The following is a 15530-nucleotide window of genomic DNA, read 5'->3' as shown; positions in this document are numbered from 1 at the left end:
CTTCATGCAGACTTGCTGATCCTGCTGTTGCCGACCTGGGAGGATCATTCATGGACCTTCGTGCCATTCTCGTCGCCATCGCCATCGGCGCCGTCGCCGGCTGGCTCGCCAGCATCGTCATGGGCGGCGGCGGGCTGATCCGCTACATCGTCACCGGCCTGATCGGCGCCTTCGTCGGCAGCTTCCTGCTCCAGGCGCTCGGCATCAGCCTCGGCATCGGCAACCCGCTGATCTCGCAGATCGTCACGGCGACGATCGGCGCGATCGTCGTGGTCTTCCTGGCCCGGCTGATCGCCTGATCTCCGACGCTGGAATTCCGGCATGGCGCAGGCCATATCCCGCCGATGAGCCGCGCCCGCAAATCCGCCAGGCCCGATCGGGTCGTTCCCGACGACAGGGTCGAGATCCTGCCGCCGCGCGGAGGGCTGACGCTCGACTGGCGCCGTTTGCTGCCGCCGGTCGCCTTCGGCACCGCCGCGGGGTTCATCGCCAGCCTCGTCGTCGGCGGTGGCGGCTTTCTGCGCCATGCCGTGGTCGGCCTGCTCGGCATGCTGGTCGGCCAGGGCATCGTCCATGTCACCGGTTGGCGGGCGAGCACCGGCTACCGTTTCCTCGACTCGATGGCGATGGCGGTGATCGGCGCGATCCTGGTCGTGCTGCTGGCGCGCTTCATCGCCTGAGGCCGGAACCGACCGGCCTGCGCGAGCGTTGTGGTCGACGGGCCGCCGGACCGGCCTGAAGGGCAGGGGGATTGCCATGAACGACCAGCTCTACGCCGCGCTCGGCACGCCGGGCTACGGCTTCTTCATGACGCTGCTGATCGGCGTCATCGCCGGCTGGATCGCCGAGCGCGTCACGTCCTCCGACCACGGGCTCTTCACCAACATGATCGTCGGCGTCGCCGGCTCCTTCGTCGGCAGCCGCATCGCGGATTTGCTCGACATCCCGGTCTTCGGCTTCTGGCGCACGCTGACCGCCGCCATCGCCGGCGCCTGCCTGCTGATCGTGGTCTGGCGCGCGGTGCGCAACTGAGCCGCGTCAGGCGCGCTTTCCGCTCGACCGGGACGGTCGAGCGATCAGAATTCGTGCAACTCAAAATTCTGGCGCATGTTCTCGTCGCAAGAGTGGTGTCCACTTTTGCGGAACATGCGCCGCGGGTTGCCCGCGCCGCGCTTCGGCATTAGCTAGACGGCGATGGCCGCCCTCATGGCGGCAGCAGGAAGCGGACCCGTCCATGGCCGTCGTGCTCGATCTCCTCAACCGCGATCCGCGTCCCAATGCGGGCAATCCGAAATCCGAGGTGAAGCCGGAGCTGCGCCATCCGGAGAAGCAGAAGCGGCCGGAGAATCCGATCCTGCGCAAGCCGGACTGGATCCGGGTCAAGGCGCCCGGCTCGCCGAAATGGGCGCAGACCAAGGAGATCGTGAAGGCCGAGAAGCTCGTCACCGTCTGCGAGGAGGCTGGCTGCCCCAATATCGGCGAGTGCTGGGAGAAGAAGCACGCCACCTTCATGATCATGGGCGACACCTGCACGCGGGCCTGCGCCTTCTGCAACGTCAAGACCGGGGTGCCCGAGGCGCTCGACCATGACGAGCCGCGCAAGATCGCCGAGGCCGTCGTCAAGCTCGGCCTCGAGCATGTCGTGATCACCTCGGTCGATCGCGACGACCTGAAGGATGGCGGCGCCGAGCATTTCGCCCGCGTCATCCGCGCCATCCGCGAGGCCTCGCCCGCCACGACGATCGAGATTCTGACGCCGGATTTCCTGCGCAAGCCCGGCGCGCTCGAAGTCGTCGTCGCGGCGAAGCCCGATGTCTTCAACCACAATCTCGAGACCGTGCCCGGCAAGTACCTCAAGGTGCGTCCGGGTGCCCGCTACTTCCACTCGCTCCGGCTGCTGCAGCAGGTGAAGGAGCTCGATCCGGCCATCTTCACCAAATCCGGCATCATGGTCGGGCTTGGCGAGGAGCGGAACGAGGTCCTGCAGCTGATGGACGACCTGCGTTCGGCCGATGTCGACTTCATCACCATCGGCCAGTACCTGGCGCCGTCGCGCAAGCATCATCCGGTCGTGCGCTTCGTCACCCCGGACGAGTTCAAGAGCTTCGAGACCATCGCCTATGTGAAGGGCTTCCTGATGGTCTCCGCGACGCCGCTGACGCGCTCCTCGCATCATGCCGGCGAGGATTTCGCGCGGCTGCGCGCGGCGCGCGCGGCCAGGCCCGGCGCCTGACCGGCATCGCCGATGCCGATGTTCAACAGCACCCGCCGGGTGAAGCACTCGCCCGGAGAGATGTTCGCGCTCGTGGCGGACGTCGAGAAATATCCGCAGTTCCTGCCGCTCTGCGAGGGCCTGACGGTGCGCCGCCGCACGCCGCGCGAAGGCGGCGGCGAGGTCGTGCTCGCCGACATGACCGTCGGCTACAAGGCGATCCGCGAGACCTTCACCAGCCGTGTCACGCTCGACCCGGCCAATCTCAAGATCCTGGTCGAATATGTCGACGGGCCCTTCCGCTATCTCGAGAACCGCTGGAGCTTCAAGCCGCTGGAGAATGGCTGCGAGGTCGGCTTCTTCATCTCCTACGAATTCGCCAGCCGGATGCTCGGCCTGCTGATGGGCGCGATGTTCGACAAGGCCTTCCACAAATTCGCCGAGGCCTTCGAGAAGCGCGCCGACCGCATCTACGGTCCGGGCGGGGCGGCGGCGCCGGTCACTTCAGGCTGAGCGAGGCTTCCCGCAGCAGATCGAGCGCTTCCAGCACGCTGAGCCGCCTGATCTCGTCGCGGCCCTGGGCGCCGAAACGTCGCTCGCGGTGCAGGGTTCTGGCGCCGTTGGCACAGGCGAAATGCACCAGCCCGACGGGCTTGGCCTCGCTGCCGCCATCCGGCCCGGCTATGCCGGTGATCGAGACGCACAGCCGCGACGACAGACGCTCCCGGCCGCCTTCCGCCATCGCCCGCGCGACCGGCTCGCTGACCGCGCCATGCTCGCGGATCAACTCCACCGGAACGCCGGCCAGCGCCGTCTTCGCTTCGTTGGAGTAGGTGACCAATCCGCCGAGCACCATGTTGGACGAGCCCGAGATCGCGGTCAGCGCCCCGCAGACCAGGCCGCCCGTGCAGGACTCGACCGTCGCGACGGTGATGCCGCGCTCACGCGAGAGGGTCAGGAGCTCGGCCGCCAGCGACAGCACATCGAGATCGAACATTGGCGTCACTCCGGCTCGGGAAGGCGGATCGTGGCGGTGGCGAGCGCGGCCAGGCCCTCGCCGCGGCCGGTGAAGCCGAGACGTTCCGAGGTTGTCGCCTTGACCCCGACCTGGTCGAGGCGCAGGCCCGCGATCTCGGCGATGCGGGCGCGGATCGCGTCGCGATGCGGGCCCACCTTCGGTCCCTCGCAGACGATGGTGAGGTCGAGATGGTCGATCCGGCCGCCGCGCTGCCGGACGCGCCCGGCGGCGAAGGCGAGGAAGCGGTCCGAGGAGGCGCCGCGCCATTGCGGATCGCTCGGCGGGAAATGGCTGCCGATGTCGCCGTCGGCGAGCGCGCCCAGCAGCGCATCGGTCAGCGCATGCAGGGCGACGTCGCCATCCGAATGCGCCGCGACGCCGCGGCCATGCGGGATCCGGATCCCGCCGAGCCAGACATGGTCGCCTTCGGCGAAGGCGTGGACGTCGTAGCCCGTGCCGCTGCGGCTCACCAGCGGACGGGCGAAGCGCTGCTCGGCCAGCTCGAAATCGCTCGGATAGGTCAGTTTCAGGTTCATCGGCTCCCCGGCGAAGGTCGCGACACGGTGGCCCGCCCATTCCATGATGGCGGAATCGTCGGTGAAGCCGCCCGCTCCGCCGTCATGCGCCGCCCGGTGGGCAGCGAGCAACGGGCGGAAGGCGAAGGCTTGCGGCGTCTGCACCGAGACCAGCCGGTCGCGCGGCAGGGTCTCCTCGATCAGCCCGGCGGCGTCGATGCGCTTGACGGTGTCGGTCACCGCGACCGTCGGGATCGCCGCCGCATGTTCCGCCGAGGCCGCCAAGGCCCGGTCGATCAGGGCCGGCGAGAGGAAGGGGCGCGCTGCATCGTGCACGAGCACGCTGCCCTCGAATCCGGCAGCGGCGAGCGCCTCCAGCCCGGCTCGAACCGAATCCTGGCGGCTCTCCCCGCCTTCGACCGGCGCGGCGAGGCGGGCGCGGGCGCTCTGCGGAAGCAGGCCGACCGCCTCGTCATAGCGTGGCCCGTCGCCGGCGCCGATCACCACCAGCACGGTGCCGATCCGCGGCTCCGCCAGCAAGGGCGAGAGCGTGCGGCACAGCACCGGCACGCCGCCGAGACGCCGGTATTGCTTCGGCGCCTCGGCGCCGGCGCGCAAACCGCGTCCGGCGGCGACGATCAGGGCTGCGACGGCCGGTCTCATCGGTCCTCATGGCTCCGCGCTCGGGACCTCGCTGATAGGACGACGGAGGCCGCCCGCCAAGCGCCGGCGTCGACGAAGACGTCTCGCGGCCGCCTCGTGCGGCGCACGCGGCGATATTGCAATGCAGCACACCATGGATTCTTCTTGCGCGGCGCACCATTTGTCCAATAAATCAGCACTATGGAATTTGCCTTAAATTCAGGCGACCTTCGCAAGCTGATCGGAGGGCTGCAGCCGGCATCGCGCGCCTTCCTCGCGCCGATGTCGGGTGTGACCGATCTGGCCATGCGCCGGATCGCGGCGCGTTTCGGCGCGGGCCTGGTCGTGTCCGAGATGGTGGCGTCCGACGAGCTCGTCCGCGGCAGCGAGGAGGCGCGGCTGCGCGCCGAGGGAGCCGGCGTCACACCGCATGTGGTGCAACTCGCCGGCTGCGAGGCGCGCTGGCTCGGCGAGGCCGCGCGCGTGGCCGAGGCATCGGGCGCCGACATCGTCGACATCAATATGGGCTGCCCGGCCAAGCGTGTCGTCGGCGGCTGGGCCGGCTCGGCGCTGATGCGCGACCTCGACCATGCCATCGGGCTGATCGAGGCGGTCGTGGCGGCGGTGTCGGTTCCGGTCACCGTCAAGATGCGGCTCGGCTGGGACGATTCCAGCCGCAACGCGCCGGAGCTGGCGCGGCGGGCCGTCGCCGCCGGGGCGGCGGCGATCACGGTCCATGGCCGCACGCGCCAGCAATTCTACAAGGGCCGGGCCGACTGGGCCGCGATCCGTCCGGTCCGGGCGGAAGGCGCCTTCCCGCTGATTGCCAACGGCGACATCGCGACGCCGGCGCAGGCCGCGAGCTGCCTCGAGCAGTCGGGAGCAGACTACGTCATGATCGGGCGGGCCGCGCTCGGCCGGCCATGGCTGCCCGGCGCGATCGGCGCCGCGCTCGCCGGCGGCAGGCCGGCGGAGATTCCGCTCGCCGTCAAGCACGATGTCGCTCGCGAGCATTATGAGGGCCTGCTGTCGCTGATGGGGCGCGAGACGGGCGTCCGCCATGCCCGCAAGCATCTGGCCGCCTATGCCGACGAAGCGCTCGCCTGCGGGCTCGAGCCCGACGAGCAGGCCCGCCGCGACCTGCTGACCACCGACGAACCCAACCGCGCCATCGCCGCCCTCGGGCGGCTGTTCGCCACCGACCATCTCGGCGCCGCCGCCTGACCAGGAAAGTTCCGCCCATGACAATGGCGATGTTCGACAACGGAGCGGAGGGGCAGCACGAGGCCTTGTACGACGTTCTCGAAATCCAGGCCCTCAATGTCCTGCCGATGCCCGTCCTGGTGATCGGGGAGGGGCATGGCATCCTCTACGCCAACACCGCCGCCGAGGACTTCTTCCAGGCCAGCGCGCTCGTGCTGAAGCGCCAGCGCCTCGACGACCTGATCGCCTTCGGCTCCCCGGTTCTGGCGCTGGTCGACGAGGTGCAGCGGCGCGGCGCGAGCGTCAGCGAGTACCGGCTCGAGCTCGGCTCGCCGCGGCTCGGCCTCGACCGGGTGGTCGACGTCTTTGCCTCTCTGCTGCCCAGCCAGCCGGACGCGGTGGTGCTTTTGCTGCAGGAACGGACAATTGCCGAAAAAATGGACAGGCAATTGACGCATCGCGGCGCGGCCCGCTCCATCACCGCTCTGGGCGCGATGCTGGCGCACGAGATCAAGAATCCGCTCTCCGGCATCCGCGGCGCGGCGCAACTGCTCGAATCTTCGGTCCAGGACGACGATCGGCTGCTGACGCAGCTGATCTGCGAGGAGGCGGACCGGATCGTCAAGCTGGTCGAGCGCGTCGAGCTGTTCGGCGACGACCGGCCCGCCGAGCGCGGCCCGGTCAATGTTCACGACGTGCTCGATCATGTGAAACGCCTGGCCCAGTCCGGCTTCGCCCGGCACATCCGCTTCAGCGAAATCTACGATCCCTCGCTGCCGCCCGTCGCCGGCAATCGCGACCAGCTGGTCCAGGTGCTGCTCAACCTGGTCAAGAACGCGGCCGAGGCGATCGGCAACGACGCCATCGACGGCGAGATCACCCTCAGCACCGCCTATCGTCCCGGCATCCGCATGCAGGCGCCGGGTTCGGGAACCCGGCTCGCTTTGCCGCTCGAAATCGGCGTTCGCGACAATGGCCCGGGCGTGCCGCCGGACCTGCATGCGCACCTCTTCGATCCCTTCGTCACCACCAAGGCGCAGGGGAGTGGCCTTGGACTTGCACTTGTCGCCAAGGTGATCGGCGATCACGGCGGAATTGTCGAATGCGAGTCCGCGCCGCGGCGCACGACATTCCGAATTCGATTGCCCCTGCACGAAGCGAAGCCGCTTCAGGCAGGGTGAGAGCAGGACACGGAAAACCGCATGCCGACGGGTAACATTCTCATCGCCGACGACGATGCGGCGATCCGCACCGTCCTCAATCAGGCACTCGCCCGCGCTGGCTACGAAGTGCGCACCACCGGTCAGGCGGCGACGCTCTGGACCTGGGCCGCGCAGGGCCTCGGCGACCTGATCATCACCGACGTCGTGATGCCGGACGGCAACGCCTTCGATCTCCTGCCGCGGATCAAGCGGGTCCGCCCCGAACTGCCGATCATCGTGATGAGCGCGCAGAACACCTTCATGACGGCGATCAAGGCGTCCGAGCGCGGCGCCTACGAGTACCTGCCCAAGCCGTTCGATCTGAAGGAGCTCGTCGCCATCGTCGGCCGGGCCCTGTCGCGCCCGCGCGGCGATGCGGCGCGCAACCATGCCGCCGAGCCCGACGACATTCCGCTCGTCGGCCGCTCGCCGGCGATGCAGGACGTCTATCGCGCGCTGGCGCGGCTGATGCCGATCGATCTCACCGTCATGATCAACGGCGAATCCGGCACCGGCAAGGAGCTCGTCGCCCGCGCCCTCCACGATTACGGCAAGCGCCGTAACGGCCCCTTCGTCGCGATCAACATGGCGGCGATCCCCAAGGACCTGATCGAATCCGAATTGTTCGGGCACGAGAAGGGCGCCTTCACCGGGGCGTTGACCCGCTCCTCCGGCCGCTTCGAGCAGGCCGAGGGCGGCACGCTCTTCCTCGACGAGATCGGCGACATGCCGATGGAGGCGCAGACGCGGCTGCTGCGCGTGCTGCAGCAGGGCGAATACACCACGGTCGGCGGCCGAACCCCGATCAAGACCAATGTCCGCATCGTCGCCGCGACGAACAAGGACCTGCGCATCTCGATCGCGCACGGGCTCTTCCGCGAGGACCTGTTCTTCCGCCTGAACGTCGTGCCGATTCGGCTGCCGCCCCTGCGCGAGCGCGTCGAGGACATTCCCGACCTCGTCCGGCATTTCTTCCTCCTGGTCGAGAAGGAGGGGCTGCCGCGCAAGCAGATCGATTCCGAGGCGATGGACGTGATGCGGCGCTATCGCTGGCCGGGCAATGTGCGCGAGCTGGAGAATCTGGTGCGGCGCCTCGCCGCGCTCTATCCGCAGGAGACGATCACCGCGCCGATCGTCGAGGCGGAGCTGCAGCCCGCCGCCGGCGCCCCGGCGCAGACCGGAGGCGGCGGCACCCCGGAGCGGGCGGAAACCCTGTCCGGTTCGGTCGAGCGCCATCTCAGCCAGTATTTCGGCGGTTTCGGCGACCAGATCCCGCCACCGGGGCTCTATCACCGCATCCTGCGCGAGGTCGAGCCGCCGCTGATCGCCGCGGCGCTGGCCGCCACCAGAGGCAATCAGATCCGTGCTGCGGAGCTGCTGGGACTCAATCGCAACACCCTGCGCAAGAAGATCCGCGAGCTCGACATGCAGGTGGTGCGCTCGCCGCGCTGACCGCGGCGGAGCAGCCTGCCGGAACCAGCGCAGGCTGGACAGCAAGGCTCCGGACTGTGGCTGCCTTGCATCTGTCATATTTTGACAACACCGTTGCGGCGGCGCATCAGTGCGTCGCGTGACGCCTTCGTGCCGGAGGAGCCACGGACAACGGAGCATCGACATCGTCTTGACTGCCTCGACCGGCGACATGCGCGTGGCGCCCAGGACCGAGGACCCGCCCCGCCGGGTCTCGGGCTGGCTCGGGGCCCTCGTGGTCGGCTTCGCGCTGGTTTCGGCGCTGACGACCTTCCTCGTCCTCTCCGGGGCGACCCCGGTCGCGCCGGTCCACGAGGTCGTGGTCGGCGTCTTCGTCATCAACGGCCTGCTGATCCTGCTGCTGCTGATCATCGTCGCCTTCGAGGCGGCGGTGCTGATTCGCGCCCGGCGCAAGGGCGTGGCCGCCGCCGGCCTGCATGTCCGCATCGTCAGCCTGTTCAGCATCGTCGCGGCGCTGCCGGCCGTGCTCGTCGCGGTGATCGCGACGGCGACGCTCGAGCGCGGGCTCGAGCCCTGGTTCTCGGACCGGATGCGCGACGTGATCTTCAAATCCGTCGAGGTCGCCGATGCCTACACCACCGGCCAGTGCCGCTCGCTCGGCCGCGAGATCCGGCTGCTCGCCGACGATCTCGGGCGGGCACGCTCGGCCTATGACGCCGACCGGCGCTGGTTCGAGAACTTCCTGACGGCCCGCGCCACGGCGCTAGGCCTGCCGGTGGTCTGGATCATGAAGCCGCCGGACACCATCCTCGTCCGCGCCAATATCGACGTGCTGCGCGACGCCAGCAAGCCGAACGCCGAAGCCTTCGACGACGCGCAGAGCTCGCCCGAGCCGATCTGCGTCCTGCCGTCGACGGGGCGTGTCTTCGGCGCGCTGATGAAGCTGCCGAGCTATGACGGCACATTTCTCTACGTCGCACGCGAGGTCGATCCGCTCGCCGTCGAATTTCCCGCGGTCGCCCGCGGGGCCGCGGTCGAATATCTCGGCATCGATGCGCGGCGGAAGGGCGTCCAGATCGCCTTCGCCTCGATGTACGCGCTGATCTCGGTGATCCTGCTGCTCTCGGCGATCTGGCTGGGACTCAACTTCGCCAACGGCCTCGTCGCGCCGATCCGCCGGATGATCCATGCCACCGACCAGGTCTCCAGCGGCAATTTCTACGTCCAGGTGCCGATCAGACGGGCCGAAGGCGACCTCGCCCATCTCGGCGAGACCTTCAACAAGATGACCGCCGAGCTGCGCCGCCAGCGCGACGGGCTGGTGACCGCGAGCGAGGTCATCGACCGGCGCAGGCGCTTCACCGAGACCGTCCTATCGGGCGTCTCCTCCGGCGTGCTCGGCATCGACGAGGACGGGCACATCACCATCAGCAACCGCTCGGCCGAGACCCTGCTCGGCGCCGGCGGCCGTCTGCTCGGCGAGCCGGTCACGCGGGTCGCGCCGGAGATCGCCGGCTTCGTCTCGGAAGCCCTCGCCAGCCGGCAGCGCCTGAGTTCCGGCCAGGTCGCGATCACGCGCGGCGGCCGCGAGCGCATGGTCAATATCCGGGCGACGCGCGAAGGCGAAGGGGCGGGTGCCGGGCTGGTGGTGACGCTCGACGACATCACCGATCTCGTCTCGGCCCAGCGCACCGCCGCCTGGGCCGATGTCGCGCGCCGCATCGCCCACGAGATCAAGAACCCGCTGACGCCGATCCAGCTTTCGGCCGAGCGCATCCGCCGCAAGTTCGGCCGCATCATCGTCGACGACAAGGAGATCTTCGACCAGTGCACCGCCACCATCGTGCGGCAGGTCGAGGACATCCGCCGCATGGTCGACGAGTTCTCCTCCTTCGCCCGGATGCCGAAGCCCTCGCCGGCCCGCGACGACATCGTCGAGACGATCCGGCAGGTCGCCTTCCTGATGCGGGTCGGCAATCCCGAGATCGCCATTTCCGACAACCTGCCGGACACGCCGGTGCTGGCCCGGTTCGACCGGCGCCTGATCTCGCAGGCCCTGACCAACGTCATCAAGAACGCGACCGAGGCGGTCGAGGCCGTGCCGGCCGAGGAGCGCGGCAAGGGCCGCATCGAGATCGGCTTCGAGCGGCTCCTGGACGGCCGCATCGTCATCGACATCGTCGACAACGGCAAGGGTCTGCCGGCCGACCAGCGCCAGAAGCTGCTCGAGCCCTACATGACCACGCGCGACGGCGGCACGGGCCTCGGCCTCGCCATCGTCGGCAAGATCCTCGAGGACCATGGCGGCGGCATCGAGCTGCTCGACCGTCCGGACGGAGCCCGCGGCGCGCGGATCCGGCTCTGGTTCGTCGAGACAGGGCCGCCGCCGGCCGGCGAAGAAGGACCAGAGACAGGCAATAGCACGGCGGATACCGCCGCACCGCAGGTGAACGGGACGAAGGCATGAGTGCTGATATTCTCGTCGTCGACGACGAGGCCGATATTCGCGAGCTGGTGGCCGGCCTCCTGGAGGACGAAGGCTATAGGACGCGCAAGGCGGGTTCCGCCGACGAGGCGCTGACCGCGATCGCGGCCCGGCGGCCCAATCTCGTCTTCCTCGACATCTGGCTGCAGGGCAGCCGGCTCGACGGGCTGCAGGTGCTCGAGCTGATCAAGGAGAGCCATCCCGACCTCGCGGTGGTGATGATCTCCGGGCACGGCAACATCGAGACCGCCGTCTCGGCGATCAAGCGCGGCGCCTATGATTTCATCGAGAAGCCGTTCAAGGCCGACCGGCTCGTCCTGGTCGCCGAGCGTGCGCTGGAAGCCTCGCGGCTGCGGCGCGAGGTGCGCGAGCTCAAGACCCGCTCGGTCCAGGCCAGCCGCATCGTCGGCCGCTCGACCGCGGTCAACCAGCTCCGCCAGACGCTGGAGCGCGTCGCGCCGACCAATGCCCGCGTGCTGATCACCGGCGAGCCGGGCTGCGGCAAGGAGCTGACCGCGCGCACGCTGCACGAGGCCTCGACCCGCTCGGCCGGCCCCTTCGTCGTGATCAACGCCGCGACGATCACGCCCGAGACGATGGAGGAGGAGCTGTTCGGCGTCGAGGGCGGCGAGGGGCGCTCGCGCCGCGTCGGCGCCCTCGAGGAGGCCCATGGCGGCACGCTCTACATCGACGAGATCGGCGACATGCCGCGCGAGACCCAGAACCGCATCCTGCGTGTCCTGGTCGACCAGAATTTCCAGCGCGTCGGCGGAGCGACCCGGGTCCATGTCGACGTCCGCATCATCTCGTCCAGCAGCCGCGACCTCGCCAGGCTGATCGCCGAGGGACAGTTGCGCGAGGATCTCTACCACCGGCTCGGCGTCGTGCCGATCCGCGTGCCGCCCCTGTCGGAGCGGCGCGAGGACGTGCCCGAGCTGATCGACTTCTTCATGGACCAGATCTCGGTCGCGACCGGCCTGCCCAGGCGCAGGATCGGCAGCGACGCGATGGCGATCCTGCAGTCGCATGAATGGCCGGGCAATGTCCGCGAGCTGCGCAACAATGTCGAGCGGCTGATGATCCTGACCAAGGGCGATCCCGGGGCGGAGATCACGGTCGACATGCTGCCGGCCGAGGTCGGCGCCATGGTGCCGACCACGCCCTCGGGCTCCGGCGGCGAGAAGCTGATGAGCCTGCCGCTGCGCGATGCTCGCGAGATCTTCGAGCGGGAATACCTGATGGCGCAGATCGCCCGCTTCTCGGGAAACATCTCGCGGACGGCCGAGTTCATCGGCATGGAGCGTTCAGCCCTGCACCGTAAGCTCAAATCGCTGGGCGTCGGCTGAATGCCGGCCGTCGCCTTGCATCGCGTGCAAGGCGACCGACCGAAATTCGCGCCTCGCAACCCTTGCGCGCCGTCGCCTGCTCACGATCTAATGCGGCGTCGGTGTTCCGAATGCGAGGCGATTGGCGCCAAAGCCGAACGGAACGATCTGGATCGCATGTTCAAGCCGAGTTGCGATCCCAACAACAGGGGCTACCCATGGCCGCAGAGCGGGCTCAGAATCTTCAGGACACCTTTCTCAACCACGTCCGCAAACAGAAGATCCCACTCACCATCTTTCTCGTGAACGGCGTCAAACTGCAGGGCGTCGTCACCTGGTTCGACAATTTCTGCGTGCTGCTGCGCCGTGATGGGCACTCCCAGCTCGTCTACAAGCACGCGATCTCGACGATCATGCCCGGGCACCCGGTGCAGCTGTTCGAGCCCGAGGACACGGACAAGGCCTGAGCCGTGGCGGGCAAGGCCCCGTCCACGCCGGGCGGCGCAGGCGCGGTCGGACTCACGATCGACGCGGCCGAGCACGCCCTCGCGGCCGATACCCGGGCCTTCGTCGTCGGCCCCTATCTGGCCCGCCACGCCGCTGGCCGGGCCGCGGCCGCGGACGAGAACCAGCGCAGCCACGCGGCGCGGCTCGACGAGGCGTTCGGGCTGGCGAGCGCCATCGATCTCCAGATCGTCGAGGCGATCCCCGTCGTGCTGACCGCGCTGCGCCCTGCGACCTATCTCGGCAAGGGCAAGGTCGAGGAGCTCGCCGAGCGCGTCAGGATCGAGGAGATCGGCCTCGTCGTGATGGATTGCGCGCTGTCTCCGGTGCAGCAGCGCAATCTCGAGAAGGCGTTCGGCTGCAAGGTCATCGACAGGACCGGCCTGATCCTCGAGATCTTCGGCCGCCGGGCGCGCACGCGCGAAGGTGCGCTGCAGGTCGAGCTCGCCCATCTCAATTACCAGAAGAGCCGGCTCGTACGCTCCTGGACCCATCTCGAGCGCCAGCGCGGCGGCTTCGGCTTCCTCGGCGGCCCCGGCGAGACCCAGATCGAGGCAGACCGGCGCATCATCCAGGAGCGGATGAGCAAGATCGAGCGCGAGCTCGAGAGCGTGAAGCGCACGCGCTCGCTGCATCGCGCCAGCCGCAAGCGCGTGCCTTATCCGGTGGTCGCACTGGTCGGCTACACCAATGCTGGCAAGTCGACGCTGTTCAACCGGCTGACCTCGGCCGAGGTGCTGGCGCAGGACATGCTGTTCGCGACGCTCGATCCCACGGCACGGGCGCTGAAGCTGCCGCACGGCGCCCGGATCATGCTGTCCGATACGGTCGGCTTCATCTCCGACCTGCCGACGCAGCTCGTCGCCGCCTTCCGCGCCACGCTGGAGGATGCGATCGAAGCCGACCTCCTGCTGCATGTCCGCGACGTCTCGCATGAGGACACGCAGGCCCAGGCCGCCGACGTCCAGGGCATCCTGCGCGATCTCGGCATCGACCCCGAGGATGGCGACCGCGTCGTCGAAGTCTGGAACAAGGCCGATCTGCTCTCGGGTGCCGAGCGCGAGCGGCAGGCCGCGCTGACGACGCTCAGGCCCGGCGCCTCGCGCCCGGTCCTGGTCTCGGCCCTGACCGGCGAGGGCATCGACCAGCTCACCGGCGCGATCGAGCAGCGCATCGCGCGCAGCCGGCCGGTCTACCGGCTCACCCTGGCGCCGGGAGACGGCAAGTCGCTGGCCTGGCTGCACAGCAATGGTGAGATCCTCCAGCGCGAGGATGCGGAGGACGGTGCGCTCGATCTGCTGGTGCGCCTGCCCCCCGAGCGGGAAGGGGCCTTCTCGGCGCGCTTCCCGCGGGCCGAGCGCGCAAGCTGACGCGCGCCCGGGATCGGTTCCGATCGGACGGAAAGGCGCTAGTTCAGCTCGGCCTTGTCGAGCCGGTACTTGCCCCTGCGGTCGCGCCGGAAAAACTCGCGCGCCTGCGGATGCCGGATCGGCTGGCCGGACTCGTCGATCACGAGATTTTGTTCGGAGACATAGGCGACGTACTCGGTCTCCTCGTTCTCGGCGAACAGGTGATAGAAGGGCTGGTCCTTGGACGGGCGCAGATGCTCGGGGATCGCCAGCCACCATTCTTCCGAATTCGAGAACACCGGATCGACGTCGAAAACCACGCCCCGGAACGGGTAGACGCGATGGCGTACCACTTCGCCGATGCGGAATTTCGCCGTGCGTGCTTCCATGTCCCTCGTTCAACCTCAAACCGGCCCGTCACCGCCGGCACGTCGCCACGTCCAGCGCTTGGCCTATGATTACGTCGCAAATGCGTCAACCTCGCGCGGTATCGCGGACGTCCCCGCTCAGAACCCGTAGCGTGCCGCCAGGGCCGGATCGCGCGCCGCCACCTGCCGCGCCAGGTCGACGATGACCTTGGCCTGCTTCCAGGTCGCGTCGTCCTGCATCTTGCCGTCGATCATCACCGCGCCCGACCCGTCCGGCATCGCCGCCAGGATGCGGACGGCGAAGGCGACCTCGTCGGGATCGGGGCTGAAGACGCGCTTGGCGATCTCGATCTGCGAGGGATGCAGCGTCCAGGCCCCGGCGCAGCCGAGCAGGAAGGCGTTGCGGAACTGGGCTTCGCAGGCGGCGCCGTCGGAAAAATCGCCGAAGGGCCCGTAGAACGGCTTCAGCCCGGCCGAGGCGCAGGCGTCGACCATCTTCGCCAGCGTATAGTGCCACAGATCCTGCTGGGCGACGGCGCGCGCGCCGCCGTCCGGCGTGGGATCGGCGATCACCTTGTATTCGGGGTGCCCGCCGCCGACCCGCGTCGTCTTCATCGCGCGCGAGGCCGCGAGATCGGCCGGCCCCAGGCTCATGCCGTGCATGCGCGGGGAAGCGGTCGCGATGGCGTCGACATTCTTCACGCCCTCGGCCGTCTCGAGGATGGCGTGGATCAGCACCGGCTTCGGCAGGGCGTGCCGGGCCTCGTACTGCGCCAGCAGCTGGTCGACATAGTGGATGTCCCAGGGCCCCTCGACCTTGGGCACCATCACGACGTCGAGCTTGCCGCCGATCTCGCCCATGATCGCGGCGATATCGTCGAGGAACCAGGGTGAGTTCAGCGCATTGACGCGCGTCCACAGGCCGGTCGTGCCGAAATCTGTCGCCTTGGCCAGCTCGATGAAGCCGTCGCGCGCCGCCTGCTTGGCCTCGACGGGGATCGCGTCCTCGAGATTGCCCAGCACGATGTCGACCTGCGAGGCGAGCTCCGGCACCTTGGCGCGCACCTTCTCCAGATGCGGCGGCACGAAATGGATCATCCGCTCCAGCCGCAGCGGCAGGTCGCGATAGGGCTCGGGCGCGCCGATCGCCAGCGGTCGGAAGAACTGGCGCGGCGTCTTGGTCGTCATGCTCGGCTCCATGCTGCAATGCAGCGAATGTGCCGGAAGCGCGGGCGGGCGTCCACCGGTCTTTCGGCGATCCCTGGGTTCATTGTCC

16 protein-coding genes are annotated in these 15530 nt (G+C 68.8%); 12 read left to right on the top strand and 4 right to left on the bottom strand.

Annotation, left to right across the window (positions count from 1 at the left end; all coding sequences use genetic code 11):
* The first annotated feature begins 50 nt into the window (after positions 1 to 50).
* The 5 genes from CS1GBM4_RS23595 to CS1GBM4_RS23575 all read left to right on the top strand — a co-directional run bounded on the left by CS1GBM4_RS23595 (position 51) and on the right by CS1GBM4_RS23575 (position 2725).
* On the top strand, positions 51 to 299 hold the full coding sequence (locus CS1GBM4_RS23595; RefSeq protein WP_186421206.1) for a GlsB/YeaQ/YmgE family stress response membrane protein: 249 nt from the start codon (positions 51 to 53) through the stop codon (positions 297 to 299).
* 45 nt (positions 300 to 344) lie between these two features.
* A complete protein-coding gene (locus tag CS1GBM4_RS23590; RefSeq protein WP_186421205.1) occupies positions 345 to 680 on the top strand; it encodes a GlsB/YeaQ/YmgE family stress response membrane protein in 336 nt (111 codons plus the stop codon).
* A gap of 76 nt (positions 681 to 756) precedes the next feature.
* A complete protein-coding gene (locus CS1GBM4_RS23585; RefSeq protein WP_186421204.1) occupies positions 757 to 1032 on the top strand; it encodes a GlsB/YeaQ/YmgE family stress response membrane protein in 276 nt (91 codons plus the stop codon).
* 202 nt (positions 1033 to 1234) lie between these two features.
* Positions 1235 to 2233, top strand: a complete 999-nt coding sequence (lipA, locus tag CS1GBM4_RS23580) for a lipoyl synthase (protein WP_186421203.1) — start codon at positions 1235 to 1237, stop codon at positions 2231 to 2233.
* A 12-nt stretch (positions 2234 to 2245) separates the two neighbouring features.
* On the top strand, positions 2246 to 2725 hold the full coding sequence (locus tag CS1GBM4_RS23575; protein WP_186421202.1) for a type II toxin-antitoxin system RatA family toxin: 480 nt from the start codon (positions 2246 to 2248) through the stop codon (positions 2723 to 2725).
* On the opposite strand, the gene CS1GBM4_RS23570 is transcribed toward CS1GBM4_RS23575, so the two are convergent.
* Together CS1GBM4_RS23570 and CS1GBM4_RS23565 are read right to left on the bottom strand one after the other, a co-directional pair.
* Complete coding sequence (locus tag CS1GBM4_RS23570) at positions 2712 to 3209, bottom strand: CinA family protein (RefSeq protein WP_186421201.1); 498 nt, start codon at positions 3207 to 3209, stop codon at positions 2712 to 2714. The two genes, CS1GBM4_RS23575 and CS1GBM4_RS23570, sit on opposite strands and share 14 nt — an antisense overlap.
* A 5-nt stretch (positions 3210 to 3214) precedes the next feature.
* Positions 3215 to 4408 (bottom strand): bifunctional 2-C-methyl-D-erythritol 4-phosphate cytidylyltransferase/2-C-methyl-D-erythritol 2,4-cyclodiphosphate synthase, encoded by a 1194-nt coding sequence (locus CS1GBM4_RS23565; protein ID WP_186421200.1) that lies wholly within the window; start codon positions 4406 to 4408, stop codon positions 3215 to 3217.
* Positions 4409 to 4588: 180 nt separating this feature from the next.
* Here CS1GBM4_RS23565 and dusB point away from each other — a divergent pair, with 180 nt between their 5' ends.
* The 7 genes from dusB (at position 4589) to hflX (ending at position 13907) form a co-directional block, all read left to right on the top strand.
* Positions 4589 to 5611, top strand: coding sequence for a tRNA dihydrouridine synthase DusB (gene dusB, locus CS1GBM4_RS23560; protein WP_186421199.1), 1023 nt, complete (start codon positions 4589 to 4591; stop codon positions 5609 to 5611).
* Between the two features lie 107 nt (positions 5612 to 5718).
* Positions 5719 to 6771: an ATP-binding protein gene (locus CS1GBM4_RS23555; RefSeq protein ID WP_244607380.1), complete on the top strand. Its 1053-nt coding sequence runs from the start codon at positions 5719 to 5721 to the stop codon at positions 6769 to 6771.
* Positions 6772 to 6792: 21 nt separating this feature from the next.
* Positions 6793 to 8244, top strand: a complete 1452-nt coding sequence (gene ntrC, locus CS1GBM4_RS23550) for a nitrogen regulation protein NR(I) (protein ID WP_186421198.1) — start codon at positions 6793 to 6795, stop codon at positions 8242 to 8244.
* 169 nt (positions 8245 to 8413) lie between these two features.
* Positions 8414 to 10690, top strand: coding sequence for a PAS domain-containing sensor histidine kinase (locus CS1GBM4_RS23545; RefSeq protein ID WP_244607376.1), 2277 nt, complete (start codon positions 8414 to 8416; stop codon positions 10688 to 10690).
* Positions 10687 to 12054, top strand: coding sequence for a sigma-54 dependent transcriptional regulator (locus CS1GBM4_RS23540; RefSeq protein ID WP_186421197.1), 1368 nt, complete (start codon positions 10687 to 10689; stop codon positions 12052 to 12054). Before CS1GBM4_RS23545 ends, CS1GBM4_RS23540 begins: the two co-directional genes overlap by 4 nt.
* A 197-nt stretch (positions 12055 to 12251) precedes the next feature.
* On the top strand, positions 12252 to 12500 hold the full coding sequence (gene hfq, locus CS1GBM4_RS23535; RefSeq protein ID WP_057192822.1) for an RNA chaperone Hfq: 249 nt from the start codon (positions 12252 to 12254) through the stop codon (positions 12498 to 12500).
* Positions 12501 to 12557: 57 nt separating this feature from the next.
* Positions 12558 to 13907, top strand: a complete 1350-nt coding sequence (gene hflX, locus CS1GBM4_RS23530) for a GTPase HflX (protein WP_186421230.1) — start codon at positions 12558 to 12560, stop codon at positions 13905 to 13907.
* Between the two features lie 38 nt (positions 13908 to 13945).
* Here the strand turns inward: hflX and hspQ are convergent, their stop codons facing one another.
* Together hspQ and CS1GBM4_RS23520 are read right to left on the bottom strand one after the other, a co-directional pair.
* Positions 13946 to 14275, bottom strand: a complete 330-nt coding sequence (hspQ, locus tag CS1GBM4_RS23525; RefSeq protein ID WP_186421196.1) for a heat shock protein HspQ — start codon at positions 14273 to 14275, stop codon at positions 13946 to 13948.
* A 117-nt stretch (positions 14276 to 14392) separates the two neighbouring features.
* Positions 14393 to 15442 (bottom strand): CoA ester lyase, encoded by a 1050-nt coding sequence (locus CS1GBM4_RS23520; protein ID WP_186421195.1) that lies wholly within the window; start codon positions 15440 to 15442, stop codon positions 14393 to 14395.
* Positions 15443 to 15530 lie beyond the last annotated feature (88 nt).

This window comes from Allobosea sp. CS1GBMeth4, assembly GCF_900185715.1.
In the GTDB taxonomy this organism is placed as follows: domain Bacteria; phylum Pseudomonadota; class Alphaproteobacteria; order Rhizobiales; family Beijerinckiaceae; genus Allobosea.
Note: the sequence above shows the minus strand (reverse complement) of the source record. Positions and strands in the feature narration are given on the sequence as shown.

Excerpts from the sequence above, each read along its gene's own strand:
- CS1GBM4_RS23595 (WP_186421206.1), top strand. The coding sequence starts at position 51 with ATGGACCTTCGTGCCATTCTCGTCGCCATCGCCATCGGCGCCGTCGCC.
- CS1GBM4_RS23590 (WP_186421205.1), top strand. The coding sequence starts at position 345 with ATGAGCCGCGCCCGCAAATCCGCCAGGCCCGATCGGGTCGTTCCCGAC.
- CS1GBM4_RS23585 (WP_186421204.1), top strand. The coding sequence starts at position 757 with ATGAACGACCAGCTCTACGCCGCGCTCGGCACGCCGGGCTACGGCTTC.
- lipA (WP_186421203.1), top strand. The coding sequence starts at position 1,235 with ATGGCCGTCGTGCTCGATCTCCTCAACCGCGATCCGCGTCCCAATGCG.
- CS1GBM4_RS23575 (WP_186421202.1), top strand. The coding sequence starts at position 2,246 with ATGCCGATGTTCAACAGCACCCGCCGGGTGAAGCACTCGCCCGGAGAG.
- CS1GBM4_RS23570 (WP_186421201.1), bottom strand. The coding sequence starts at position 3,209 with ATGTTCGATCTCGATGTGCTGTCGCTGGCGGCCGAGCTCCTGACCCTC.
- CS1GBM4_RS23565 (WP_186421200.1), bottom strand. The coding sequence starts at position 4,408 with ATGAGACCGGCCGTCGCAGCCCTGATCGTCGCCGCCGGACGCGGTTTG.
- dusB (WP_186421199.1), top strand. The coding sequence starts at position 4,589 with ATGGAATTTGCCTTAAATTCAGGCGACCTTCGCAAGCTGATCGGAGGG.
- CS1GBM4_RS23555 (WP_244607380.1), top strand. The coding sequence starts at position 5,719 with ATGCCCGTCCTGGTGATCGGGGAGGGGCATGGCATCCTCTACGCCAAC.
- ntrC (WP_186421198.1), top strand. The coding sequence starts at position 6,793 with ATGCCGACGGGTAACATTCTCATCGCCGACGACGATGCGGCGATCCGC.
- CS1GBM4_RS23540 (WP_186421197.1), top strand. The coding sequence starts at position 10,687 with ATGAGTGCTGATATTCTCGTCGTCGACGACGAGGCCGATATTCGCGAG.
- hfq (WP_057192822.1), top strand. The coding sequence starts at position 12,252 with ATGGCCGCAGAGCGGGCTCAGAATCTTCAGGACACCTTTCTCAACCAC.
- hspQ (WP_186421196.1), bottom strand. The coding sequence starts at position 14,275 with ATGGAAGCACGCACGGCGAAATTCCGCATCGGCGAAGTGGTACGCCAT.
- CS1GBM4_RS23520 (WP_186421195.1), bottom strand. The coding sequence starts at position 15,442 with ATGACGACCAAGACGCCGCGCCAGTTCTTCCGACCGCTGGCGATCGGC.